General features: G+C 73.9%; 12 protein-coding genes. 5 read left to right on the forward strand and 7 right to left on the reverse strand.

What is annotated here, in order from left to right; genetic code table 11:
- Positions 1-68: 68 nt before the first annotated feature.
- Genes pcaDC through pcaH form a run of 4 tightly spaced genes read right to left on the reverse strand, consistent with a single transcriptional unit; the run spans position 69 to position 3,905 of the window.
- A complete protein-coding gene (gene pcaDC / locus IE294_RS17440; RefSeq protein WP_189887020.1) occupies positions 69-1,190 on the reverse strand; it encodes a bifunctional 3-oxoadipate enol-lactonase/4-carboxymuconolactone decarboxylase PcaDC in 1,122 nt (373 codons plus the stop codon).
- The gene (pcaB, locus tag IE294_RS17445) at positions 1,187-2,527 is read right to left on the reverse strand and encodes a 3-carboxy-cis,cis-muconate cycloisomerase (RefSeq protein WP_189887023.1); all 1,341 of its coding nucleotides are present in this window, start codon (positions 2,525-2,527) and stop codon (positions 1,187-1,189) included. Before pcaB ends, pcaDC begins: the two co-directional genes overlap by 4 nt.
- Entirely contained in the window at positions 2,524-3,126 is a 603-nt protein-coding gene (gene pcaG / locus IE294_RS17450; RefSeq protein ID WP_189887025.1) for a protocatechuate 3,4-dioxygenase subunit alpha, read from the reverse strand. Before pcaG ends, pcaB begins: the two co-directional genes overlap by 4 nt.
- A gap of 5 nt (positions 3,127-3,131) precedes the next feature.
- The gene (gene pcaH, locus IE294_RS17455; RefSeq protein ID WP_189887027.1) at positions 3,132-3,905 is read right to left on the reverse strand and encodes a protocatechuate 3,4-dioxygenase subunit beta; all 774 of its coding nucleotides are present in this window, start codon (positions 3,903-3,905) and stop codon (positions 3,132-3,134) included.
- 218 nt (positions 3,906-4,123) lie between these two features.
- On the opposite strand from pcaH, the gene IE294_RS17460 reads away from it, so the two are divergent.
- Entirely contained in the window at positions 4,124-4,588 is a 465-nt protein-coding gene (locus IE294_RS17460; protein ID WP_189887029.1) for a MarR family winged helix-turn-helix transcriptional regulator, read from the forward strand.
- A 35-nt stretch (positions 4,589-4,623) separates the two neighbouring features.
- Here IE294_RS17460 and IE294_RS17465 read toward each other — a convergent pair whose 3' ends face one another.
- Entirely contained in the window at positions 4,624-5,646 is a 1,023-nt protein-coding gene (locus tag IE294_RS17465) for a DUF3048 domain-containing protein (RefSeq protein ID WP_229917189.1), read from the reverse strand.
- A gap of 128 nt (positions 5,647-5,774) precedes the next feature.
- Between IE294_RS17465 and IE294_RS17470 the strand changes: the two genes are divergently transcribed.
- Positions 5,775-6,965 (forward strand): zinc-dependent alcohol dehydrogenase, encoded by a 1,191-nt coding sequence (locus IE294_RS17470; RefSeq protein ID WP_189887031.1) that lies wholly within the window; start codon positions 5,775-5,777, stop codon positions 6,963-6,965.
- A gap of 76 nt (positions 6,966-7,041) precedes the next feature.
- On the opposite strand, the gene IE294_RS17475 is transcribed toward IE294_RS17470, so the two are convergent.
- Positions 7,042-8,118, reverse strand: coding sequence for an ATP-dependent DNA ligase (locus tag IE294_RS17475; RefSeq protein ID WP_189887033.1), 1,077 nt, complete (start codon positions 8,116-8,118; stop codon positions 7,042-7,044).
- 94 nt (positions 8,119-8,212) lie between these two features.
- On the opposite strand from IE294_RS17475, the gene ligD reads away from it, so the two are divergent.
- Positions 8,213-9,232, forward strand: a complete 1,020-nt coding sequence (gene ligD, locus IE294_RS17480) for a non-homologous end-joining DNA ligase (RefSeq protein ID WP_189887035.1) — start codon at positions 8,213-8,215, stop codon at positions 9,230-9,232.
- A gap of 91 nt (positions 9,233-9,323) precedes the next feature.
- Entirely contained in the window at positions 9,324-10,400 is a 1,077-nt protein-coding gene (locus IE294_RS17485; protein ID WP_189887037.1) for a LacI family DNA-binding transcriptional regulator, read from the forward strand.
- Positions 10,401-10,449: 49 nt separating this feature from the next.
- Here IE294_RS17485 and IE294_RS17490 read toward each other — a convergent pair whose 3' ends face one another.
- The gene (locus IE294_RS17490) at positions 10,450-11,238 is read right to left on the reverse strand and encodes a VOC family protein (protein WP_189887038.1); all 789 of its coding nucleotides are present in this window, start codon (positions 11,236-11,238) and stop codon (positions 10,450-10,452) included.
- Positions 11,239-11,506: 268 nt separating this feature from the next.
- Between IE294_RS17490 and IE294_RS17495 the strand changes: the two genes are divergently transcribed.
- Positions 11,507-11,752, forward strand: coding sequence for a WhiB family transcriptional regulator (locus IE294_RS17495; protein WP_189887040.1), 246 nt, complete (start codon positions 11,507-11,509; stop codon positions 11,750-11,752).
- Positions 11,753-11,783: the final 31 nt, after the last annotated feature.

Consider the following 11,783-nt stretch of genomic DNA (forward strand, 5'->3'; position numbering starts at 1 on the left):
CTAGGCACGCCCGAGCGCCGGGAGCGAGCCGCTGCCGGGAGTGCGGCCAGCAGGGTCACCCTCGCCCCTCAGCCCGTCTCCTCCTCGGCGAGGACCCGCTGGGCCGTCGCGAACGCCGAGTTGGCGGCCGGCACCCCGCAGTACACGGCGGTCTGCAACAGCACCGCGCCGATCTCCTGCGGCGTCAGCCCGTTGCGCCGCGCCGCCCGGACGTGCATCGCCAGCTCGTCGTGGTGACCGTGCGCGACCAGCGCGGTCAGCGTGATCATGCTGCGCTCGCGGCGGGACAGCGTCGGGTCGGTCCAGATCTCCCCCCAGGCGTAGCGGGAGATGAAGTCCTGGAAGCGGGCCGTGAACGGGGTCTGCCGGGCCTGCGCGCGATCCACATGGGCGTCGCCCAGCACCTCCCGGCGCACCGCCATGCCGCTCGCCGCCGGTCCGTCGAGGTGGGTGCGCAGCGCGCTCAGCACGGCCCGCGGGCACTGCGCCGGCGCCAGGTGGGAGGCCCCGGGCAGCTCCACCAGCGTCGCCGCCGGCACCGCGTCGGCGATCTCCCGCAGATGGGCGGGCGGGGTCGCGGGATCCTGCCGGCCCGCCACCAGCAGCGTCGGCACGGTGATCTCGCCCAGCCGGTCGCGCAGGTCGAACGCGGCGAGCGCGTCGCAGCAGGCGGCGTACGCCTGGGGATCGGCCTCCCGGTGGTCGCGGACCAGCCCCGGCACGCTGAACCCGGGCGTGAACCAGCGCGCCTCGGCGCCGTCCGCCAGCCCGGCCAGGCCCTCGCGGCGCACCCGCTCGGCCCGCTCCCGCCAGGGCGCCTCCCCGCCGAAGTGGGCGGAGGAGCACAGCACCGCCAGCGAGGACAGCCGCTCGGGGTGGTGGACGGCCAGGTGCAGGCCGACGGCGCCGCCCAGGGACACGCCCGCGTACGCGAACCGGTCGATGCCGAGGGTGTCGGCCAGCTCCAGCACCAGTGCGGCCAGGTCGCCGACACGCGCGCCCGGCCCGATCAGGCCCGCCGCCGAGCCCCCGTGCCCGGGCAGGTCCCAGCGGACGACCCGGTGGGCGGCGGACAGTTCGGGCGCGACCTGGTCCCACAGGGCCAGGGAGGTGCCGAGCGAGGGCCCGAGCAGCAGCGGGGGAGCGGAAGCCGGGCCTTCTTCCAGGTGGTTGAGGAGTTTCGCGGTCAAGATCGCTCCAGGGCACGGTCGGTGAGGGAACCGGCGAAGCCGGTGTAGTGGGCGGGGTCGAGCAGGTCGTCGAGATCGACGTCCTGCAACTCGTCGATCTCCGACAGCAGTCCGGACAGCGGGCGGTCCTCGGCGTGGGCGCGGCGGGCCAGTTCGGTCAGCAGCTGCTTGGCCCGCGCCCGGCCGAGGACGGGCGCGAGGGCGGCCGACAGCCGCTCGGAGACGATCAGACCCCGGGTGATGCCGAGGTTCCGGCGCATCGCGGCCGGGTGCACGCGCAGCCCCCCGGCCAGCTCCGCGGCGTGGCAGGCCGCGCCGCCCACCAGCCGGAGCAGGTCGCGCAGCGGCTCCCACTCGGCGTGCCAGGCGCCGGCCGGCCGTTCGTCCTCGGCGGCGAGGCAGCCGTACAGCGTCGCCGCGAGCTGCGGGGCGCGCCGGGCGGCGGCTGCCAGGAGTGTGGCGCGCACCGGGTTCGCCTTGTGCGGCATGGCCGACGAGCCGCCGCCGCTGCCCTCGCTCACCTCGCCGGTCTCGGTGCGCGACAGCGTCAGCACGTCCACGGCGAACTTGCCCAGCGCCCCCGCCGTGAACGCCAGGCACCCCGCCAGGTCCGCGACGGGGGTGCGCAGGGTGTGCCAGGGCAGCGCCGGGGCGGCGAGGCCGGCTTCGCGGGCGTACGCCCGCGTCAGGGCGGTCTCGTCCTCGGTGCCGTACGCCCGGAAGGCCGCCAGGGTCCCGGCGGCGCCGCCGAGTTGGGCGGGGAGCGAGTCCCGGACGAGGGTGACGCGGTCGCGCGCGTCCAGGACCAGCGAGCGCCAGCCGGCCGCCTTCAGCCCGAACGTCGTCGGTACGGCGTGCTGGGTGAGCGTCCGCCCCGGCAGCACCGTGTCCCGGTGTGCGGCGGCGAGGCGGGCCAGCGCCTGTTCGGTGCGGCCGAGGTCGGCCAGGACCACGGCGAGGGCGCGCGTGGCGACCAGCATGGTCGCGGTGTCCATGATGTCCTGGCTGGTGGCGCCGCGGTGGACGTAGGGGCCGTACTCCGCGCCGACCGCGGCGGTCAGGTCGGCGACCAGCGGGATCACCGGGTTGCCGCCGTCCGCGGTCCGTGCCGCCAGGGAGCGGATGCCGAACCGGTCCGGGACGGCCGCCTCGGTCACCGCCGCCGCGGCCCCGGCCGGGGCGAGGCCCAGCGCGGCCTGTGCCCGGGTCAGCGCGGCCTCCGCGTCCAGCAGGGCCCGCAGATACGCGTGGTCGCTCGTCTCGGACGCGGCGCCCGACAGCGCCCACTCCGGGGCGAGCAGGCCGGTGTCGGCGTAGGGAGGGGAAGCGGATGTCACTCGAACTCCAGGAAGACCGTCTCGCCTTCGCCCTGAAGGCGGATGTCGAAACGGTAGGCGCCGCCCGCCTCCTCGCTCGCGATCAGCGTGTCGCGCCGGTCGCCCACCCGGGTCAGCAGCGGGTCGGCGGCCAGCGCGGCCTCGTCGCCCGGCAGGTAGATCCGGGTGAACAGGTGCACGAGCAGGCCCCGCGCGAAGACGCAGACGCTGAGGTACGGCGCGTTCCGCCCGCGTGCGCCGGGCCGCAGCGTACGGGCGTACCAGTGGCCGTTCGCATCGGTCTGGACGCGGCCCCAGCCGGTGAACTCCACGCCGTTGCGGCCCAGGTGACCGCCGGTGGCCGGGTCGCGCCGCTGGGAGCCGTCCACGTGCGGGACGGTGCCGTCGGGACGCGGACCCCACAGCTCGATCAGCGCGTCGGGCAGCGGGTCACCGTCGCCGTCGAGGACGTACCCGTGGACGGTGATCGTGTCCGGGTGGCCGAGCGGCGCGATCTCCTCGCCGCCGCGGAACGGCAGCGCGTAGCCGTAGAACGGGCCGACGGTGTGGGACGGGGTGGGCAGCACCTGGTCCGGGCCGCTCGGGTCGGTGATCGTCATGGCGGTCAGCGTCCTTCTTCCGTCCAGGTGGCGGCCGGGCCGTCCAGCACGATGTCCCAGTGGTAGCCGAGCGAGAACTCCGGCACCGACAGGCTGTGGTCGTAGGTGGCGACCAGTCGCTGCCGGGCCGCGTCGTCGGTCACGGACTGGAGGATCGGGTCGTACCGGAAGAGCGGGTCGTTCGGGAAGTACATCTGCGTCACCAGCCGCTGGGCGAACGCCGAGCCGAACACCGAGAAGTGGATGTGCGCCGGGCGCCAGGCATTGACGTGGTTGCGCCACGGGTAGGGGCCCGGCTGGACGGTGGTGAAGTGGTAGCGGCCCTCGGCATCGGTGAGGGCGCGGCCGACGCCGGTGAAGTTCGGGTCCAGCGGGGCGTCGTGCTGCTCGCGCCGGTGGGCGTAGCGGCCGGCCGAGTTGGCCTGCCAGATCTCGATCAACTGGCCGCGGACCGGGCGCCCGTGCCGGTCCAGCAGCCGCCCGGAGACGGTGATCCGCTCGCCGATGGGCTCCCCGGTGTGCTGCCGGGTGAGGTCGTTGTCGATCTCGGTGAGGTCGCGCTCCCCGAAGGCGGGGGAGTGCAGTTCCACCATCTCGGGGTCCTGGCCGGTGTCGATCGCCACCAGGGGCTGCTTCGGGTGGCGCAGCACGGAGGAACGGTACGGCGCGTAGTCGCGGCGCGGGTGGTGTTCGACGGGAGCGCCGTCGGCGACGCGCTTGTCGTAGGCGGCGTGCGCGGCGGCGATCTCCCGGTCGATGTCGGCTTGGGTGAGAGGCATGGGATACCTGACGCTTCCTTGGCGTTCGAGGAGGAGGTCTCTCCGGTTCAGTAGGAGCAGACAGTCAGGGCACTGACTATTTCGGCGAGGTGCTGCTCACGCTGCCACCGGAGAGAGTCACCGTCAAGGGCGGGCAACCGTACGGCCGGCGGAACGAGACATGGAGTCGGGCGCCGGGTATCGTTCAGTGCACCAACGAATCGACCAGGGGAGCGCACATGGCCGCGGTGGACCTCGCCACCCATCCCGGGCACCTGGCCCGGCGGCTCCAGCAGGCGCACTACCTGCTGTGGAACACGATGGTCTCGGAGGAGATCACCTCGCCGCAGTTCGCGGTCATGAACGCCCTCGTCGCCGAGCCCGGGCTCGACCAGCGCACGGTGGGGGAGCGGGTGGGCCTCGACCGCTCCACCATCGCCGAGGTCATCAGCCGGCTCGGCCGCCGGGGGCTGCTGCACAAGGTGCGTGACCCCCAGGACGGCCGGCGCTTCCTGCTCCGCCTCACCGACGACGGCCTGCGCACCCACCGCAGACTGACCGTGCGGACCGCCCGGATGAACCAGGTGTTCCTCGCCCCGCTGTCCGCCGGGGAACAGGCCGTGTTCTTCGACCTGATCCGCCGGGTCGCGGACGCGGCCGAGGAACTGCGCCACCCGGCCGGCCCACTGGCCGCGCAGAGCTGACGACACCGGTACCGGCCTTCGGGACACCGGCCGCCTCACGGCGCCGGTACGAACACCACCCACACCTGCCCGGCCGCGAAGTCCAGCCCGCCGCCGTCCGCCGCCGTGAACGCCGTACCGTCCGTCGCCGTCGGCCGTGACCAGAAGCCGTCGAAGGACCGTCCGTCCCGCAGCACCTCCGCCCGCCCGGAGCCGGTCGTCTCGGTGTACGGCGTGGGACTGCCGAGCACGTCGTGGTAGCGCGAGGTGCGGACCTTCACGTGCTGCACGACCACCGTCGGCGGTGCCGGCCGGCCGCTGTCGGTCGTCTGCACGGGGGTGCCGTCCATCGCCACCAGCCAGCCGCCGCGCTCGGCGGACCAGGTGAAGGTGAGGCGGGCGGCCGGGTAGCGCACGGTCCGCGCGGAGACGGGGGTGCCGCCGGAGGGGGCGGGGCCGCGACGGAAACCCGTGGTCAGCGCCGACTCGCCCGGGGCGGCGGACAGCAGCGCGGCCGGGCGCAGGTAGAGGTTGTGCGGGGCGGCCCTGTCCGTGCCCCGGAAGTAGGCGTCCGGAGCCTCTTCGGGTGACCGCGCGCGCAGCGGCGCCCGGTCGACCAGCGGCAGCAGCGCGCGCTGGGCACCCGAGTAGGCGAGGGCCGGCATCGTGAACTGGCGCAGCAGTTCCAGGTCGGACTCCCGGACGCTGCGCACCGGTCCCACGGTCTTCGGCAGCCGTGTCGCGTACACCGCCAGCAACCGGCTCAGGCCGCCCTCCACCTGCTCCACGTACACCACGTCAGCCGCGCCGAGCCCGGTCTGCGGGCGGGCCGCGCGGACATTGTCGATCTTCACGGCGAGCGGTGAGCCGGCCGGGGCCGAGCGGCTCGGCGCCGGTGTCGGGGCGTGCCGCGGGGCGCGGTCCGTGCCACCCCCGCCGTGGCCGGAGCAGCCCGCAGTGAGGGCGGCCGTCAGCGCGCCGGCCAGCAATGTCGCCGTCAGCGCGGCGCGCCGCGTGCGCGCCCTGCGTCTCGTCCCCACCGTCGCCATCCCGTTCGTGTGGTCCGATTGTGCGCTCATCCGGTCATCACTGGCCATACCCGGTCGCTTCGGGTTCGGCGGCGGTGGGCGGGGGGTACCCGGGGGCGCACACACGGCACGCGGCCGTACGCGACAGCAGCCGTACGCGACCAAGGGAGCACGACCCCATGAAGGCAGTCACCTGGCAGGGCAAGCGCGACGTCCGGGTCGAGGACGTGCCCGACCCGAGGATCGAGGAACCCACGGACGCCGTCATCCGCGTCACATCCACCGGACTGTGCGGCTCCGACCTGCACCTGTACGAAGTGCTCACCCCGTTCATGAGCCCGGGCGATGTCCTCGGCCACGAACCCATGGGCATCGTGGAGGAGGTCGGTTCCGAGGTGTCCGGCCTACGGCACGGCGACCGGGTGGTGGTGCCGTTCCAGATCGCCTGCGGCCACTGCTTCATGTGCGACACCGGGCTGCCCACCCAGTGCGAGACCACGCAGGTCACCGGCGAGGGCATGGGCGCCGCCATCTTCGGCTACAGCCGCCTGTACGGCTCCGTCCCCGGCGGCCAGGCCGAGTACCTGCGTGTCCCGCAGGCGCAGTTCGGCCCGATCAAGGTGCCCGAGGGGCCGCCGGACGACCGGTTCGTCTACCTCTCCGACGTGCTGCCGACCGCCTGGCAGGCCGTCGAGTACGCGGCCGTCCCGCCCGGCGGCACCCTCGCGGTCCTCGGCCTCGGCCCGATCGGCGACATGGCCTGCCGGATCGCCAGGGCCCGGGGCGCGGAGCGGGTCTTCGGCGTGGACCTGGTGCCGGAGCGGCTCACCCGCGCGCAGCAGCGCGGGGTGGAGACATACGACCTCAGGGCCTTCGACAACGAGAAGTCGCTGGTCCACGCGATCCAGGAGGAGACCGGCGGCCGGGGCCCGGACGCCGTGATCGACGCCGTCGGCACCGAGGCCCACGGCGGCGCCGCCGCCAAGCTCGCCCAGAAGGCCACCGCGCTCATGCCCCGCAAGCTCAGCGCCCCGCTCGCCGAACGTTTCAGCATCGACCGGCTGGGCGCCCTCCACATGGCGATCGACCTGGTCCGGCGGGGCGGCACGATCTCGCTCAGCGGTGTCTACGGCGGCATGGCCGACCCGATGCCGATGCTGACCCTCTTCGACAAGCAGATCCAGCTCCGCATGGGCCAGGCCAACGTCCGCCGGTGGACCGACCAGATCCTGCCCTACCTGACGGACGAGGACCCGCTCGGGGTCCAGGACTTCGCCACGCACCGGCTGCCGCTGACGGAGGCGCCGCACGCGTACGAGATGTTCCAGCGCAAGCAGGACGGCGCGGTGAAGGTCCTCATGCAGCCGTAGCCGTGGCTGTGGCTGTGGCTGTGGCTGTGGCTGTGGCCGGCTGGGCGCCGGCGCCGGTGCCCGTGTTCCGTCCCGCTCAGCCGCCGTCCTTCTCGCCGAGGATCTCCGCGAGGTCGTACCGGACCGGCTCCTGAAGCTGGGCGTACGTGCAGCTCTCCGGCGTACGGTCCGGGCGCCAGCGGCGGAAGCGGGCCGTGTGCCGGAACCGCCGGCCGTTCTCCATGTGGTCGTACGCCACCTCGGCCACCCGGTCCGGTCGCAGCGGCACCCAGGACAGGTCCTTCTTGCCCGACCAGCGGCTCGGCGCCCCCGGCAGCCGGGCCGTCTCGTGCGCGGTCTCGTCCGTCCAGGCGGCCCACGGGTGCCCGGAGACGTCGTCCATGCGCAGCGGCTCCAGCTCCTCGACCAGCTCGGCGCGCTTCTTCATGGAGAACGCGGCCGACACGCCCACGTGCTGGAGCCGGCCCTGCTCGTCGTACAGCCCCAGCAGCAGCGAGCCCACCACCGGGCCGCTCTTGTGGAAGCGGTACCCGGCGACGACGACGTCCGCCGTGCGCTCGTGCTTGATCTTGAACATGGCCCGCTCGTCCTGGAGGTAGCGCAGGGTGAGCGGCTTGGCGACGACCCCGTCGAGACCGGCGCCCTCGAACTGCTCGAACCACTGCCGGGCCACCTCGATGTCGGTCGTCGACGGCGCCACGTGCACCGGCGGGGTCGCCCCCGCCAGGGCCCGGTCCAGCAGGGCACGGCGGTCGGTGAGCGGCACGTCGAGCAGGGCGTGGTCGTCCAGGGCGAGCACGTCGAAGGCGACGAAGGAGGCCGGGGTCTTCTCCGCCAGCATCCGCACCCGGGAGGCCGCCGGGTGGATCCGCTCGGTCAGCGCGTCGAAGTCCAGCCGGCCGCCCCGCGCGATGACGATCTCCCCGTCCAGCACGCACCGCTCGGGCAGCCGCTCCTTCAGCGCCTCGACCAGCTCGGGGAAGTACCTGGTCAGCGGCTTTCCGGTACGGCTGCCCAGTTCGACCTCGGCCCCGTCCCGGAACACGATCGACCGGAAGCCGTCCCACTTGGCCTCGTAGTGCATCCCCGGCGGGATCTTCGCCACCGACTTGGCGAGCATCGGCTTCACGGGCGGCATGACGGGCAGATCCATGACTCCGATTCTGCTCGCATACATCCGTTTCCGCCCCCATGTGTACGGCTTTGCCCGGTATGCGAGTGGTGCGGGGTGCGCCTACCGTGGCCGCATGGGTGATGCGGTGGAACTGGAGGTGGCGGGCCGGACCGTACGGCTGTCCAGCCCGGACAAGGTGTTCTTCCCGGAGCGGGGCTTCACCAAGCTGGACCTCGCCCGGTACTACGCCGCCGTCGGCCCCGGCATCCTGCGCGCCCTGCGCAACCGCCCCACCACCCTGGAGCGCTACCCGGACGGCGTCGGCGGCGAGTGGTTCTACCAGAAGCGGGCGCCGAAGGGCATGCCCGGCTGGATCCCGACCGCCCACATCACCTTCCCCAGCGGGCGCAGCGCCGACGAGATGTGCCCCACCGAGGAGGCCGCCGTGGTGTGGGCCGCCCAGTACGGCACCCTCACCTTCCACCCCTGGCCGGTCCGCGCCACCGACGTCGACCATCCCGACGAACTCCGCATCGACCTCGACCCGCAGCCCGGCACCGACTACGCCGACGCGGCCCGCGCCGCCCGGGAACTGCGGGCCGTCCTGGACGAGTTCGGCGGGCTGCGCGGCTGGCCGAAGACCTCCGGCGGCCGGGGCCTGCACGTCTTCGTCCCCATCGAACCGCGCTGGACCTTCACCCAGGTGCGCCGCGCGGCGATCGCGGTCGGCCGGGAGATGGAGCGCCGGATGCCGGACCGGGTGACCATCAAGTGGTGGAAGGAGGAGCGCGGGAGCCGCATCTTCCTCGACTACAACCAGACGGCCAGGGACCGCACCATCGCCTCCGCCTATTCGGTACGCCCCCGCCCGCACGCCCCCGTCTCGGCGCCGCTGCGCTGGGAGGAGGTCGGGGTCGCCGAACCCCGCGACTTCGACCTCGCCACCATGCCGGCCCGGTTCGCCGAACTCGGTGACGTGCACGCCGACATGGACGACCACGCCTTCTCCCTGGACGCGCTGCTGGAACTGGCCCGCCAGGACGAACACGACCACGGCCTGGGCGACCTGCCGTACCCGCCGGAGTACCCGAAGATGCCCGGCGAACCCAAACGGGTGCAGCCGAGCCGCGCCCGCCGCGAGCCGTCGCCCTGAGACCCGCTCGGTTCCGCGGGTCCGTCCGGCACCGGCCGGTCCCGTGTCCCGCGGCTATCCTGATCGGCAGCCGCCGATGAGGAGTCCCGAAGTGACCGAGGCAGTGTCGCGTCCCACGCTGGAGGCCGTGGCCGCGCGGGCCGGGGTGTCCCGGGCCACCGTGTCCCGCGTGGTCAACGGCGGCGACGGGGTCCGCGAACCCCTGGCCGAGCGGGTGCGGCGGGCCGTGGAGGAGCTGGGCTACGTCCCCAACCAGGCGGCGCGCAGCCTCGTCACCCGGCGGCACGACGCCGTCGCGGTCGTCATCGCCGAGCCCGAGACCCGGGTCTTCGCCGACCCCTTCTTCGCCCTCCAGCTGCGCGGCATCAGCAAGGAACTGACCGCGCACGACAACCAGTTGGTGCTGCTGCTCACCGAGGGCCGCGCCGACCACGCGCGCGTGGCCCGCTATCTGGCCGGCGGCCATGTCGACGGGGCGCTCGTCTTCTCCCTGCACCTGGACGACCCGCTGCCCGGCCTCATCCACGACGCCGGCGTGCCCACCGTGTTCGGCGGGCGCCCCGACTGGGGCGCGGACGCCCGGGCGGCCGACCCGGGCGTGGTGTACGTCGACTGCGACAACCGGGGCGGGGCCCGCGCGGCTGTCCGGCATCTGCTGGACCTCGGCCGCCGCCGCGTCGCCCACATCACCGGAGCGCTGGACCAGACCTCGGCGGTGGACCGGCTCGACGGCTACCGGGACGTCATGACCGACGTCCTGGGCGAGTGCGATCCCCGGCTGGTCGAGGAGAGCGACTTCACCCCGTCCGGCGGCGAACGCGCCATGCGGGAACTCCTCAACCGCTGCCCGGACGTCGACGCCGTGTTCGCCGCCAACGACCTCACCGCGCTCGGCGCCCTGCGGGTGCTGCGTGCGAGCGGCCGGCGCGTGCCCGAGGACGTGGCCGTGGTCGGCTTCGACGACATGGTGCCGGTCACCGAACAGGCCGACCCCTCGCTGACGACGGTCCGTCAGGACATCGAGGAGATGGGCCGGCTGATGGCCCGCCTGCTGCTGCGCGGCCTGTCCGGCGCCCGGGAGGGGACGGACACGACGGCCGGCGCCCAGGAGGCAGCGCCGTCGGAAGTGATCCTGCCGACCACCCTGATACGCCGCGCCTCGGCCTGACCGCCGCACCACCCCCGAAGCCGTCGGCCGCCGGGCGCGCGCCGCAGGCTCAGCCCCGCGGCGGCTCGCTCCTGATCACCGCGAAGCGGACCCCGTAGGGGTCGGCGAGCCTGGCCGTGCGGCCCACGCCCTCCACGGTCGTCGCGGGCACCCGCACCGTCCCGCCCAGGCGCCGCGCCTGTTCCACCACGGCGTCGGTGTCCTCCACCTCGAAGTACGGCAGCCAGTACGGCCCCGCCTCCGCCTCGGTGGGATCGTCGGCCAGCGGCACCATCCCGCCGAACATCGCGTCCTCACCGGCGCCGTCCGGGTTGAAACAGGTGTACGTCCCGCCCGGGAACGGCGCGGAGGTCTCCAGGCCCAGCACCCGGCGGTAGAACGCGGCGGCTGCCGCGATGTCCGGCGTGTACAGCTCCACCCAGCGCAGCGAGCCCGGCTCGCCCGCGAGCTCCACGCCCTGGGTCCGGCCCGGCTGCCAGATCCCGAACGGCACGCCCGCCCGGTCGGCGAGGACCGCCATGTGGCCCTGGCCCATCACGTCCATGGGCTGGAACAGCACTCTCCCGTGGGCCTCTTCGGCCGCCTTCGCGGTGGCCTGGGCGTCCTCGCTCCGGAAGTACACCGTCCAGGCCGCGGGCCCCTGCCCGGGACCGGTCTGCACGCCACCCGCGACGGTCTTCCCCTCCAGCTGGAAGAAGCCGTAACCGCCGGCGTCCGGCCCCGCCGACCGGAACCGCCAGCCGAACAGGGCGCCGTAGAAAGAGGCGGCGCCGTCGATGTCGGGACTGCCGACGTCGATCCAGTTGGGCGCGCCGTCGACGAAACGGGTGGTGAGCATCTCGCCCTCCTCGCAAGGGGGTCCGTCCTGTGCACTGCCGAGTCTGGCACCGCCCACTGACAATCGCCGCCGGAGTGCCGGGACGCGCCGGACCGCGCCGCCCTCACCCAGCGTGACGGCAGCCGTTCTCCCGGTTTTCACACGGCTGGGCGCGCCGCCGTGCGCGCGCCGGGCCGCGGGGAGCATCATCGGGGCGGCCGGAGGCCCCGAGCACGCCGTTTCGCCGGCGTTGATCGAACGTTTTTCGCCGTGCGGCAGGCTCCTGGCCATGCACTACGAAACCATCACCCCGGCCGACGACACCTGGCAGGCGCAGGCGCTGTGCGCGCAGACCGGGCCGGACTTCTTCTTCCCCGAGCCGGGCAGCTCGGTGCGCGAGGCGAAGCGCATCTGCGCCCTGTGCGAGCTGCGCCCGGCCTGTCTGGACTACGCGCTGGCCAACGACGAGCGGTTCGGTGTCTGGGGCGGCCTGTCGGAGAAGGAGCGCCTCGCCCTGCGCCGTGCCGCCCGCTGACACCCTGTGAAGCCGTGAGCCGCCCGTCGGC

Origin of the sequence: Streptomyces canarius (genome assembly GCF_014650735.1) — a bacterium.
GTDB classification, from domain to species: domain Bacteria; phylum Actinomycetota; class Actinomycetes; order Streptomycetales; family Streptomycetaceae; genus Streptomyces; species Streptomyces olivaceoviridis.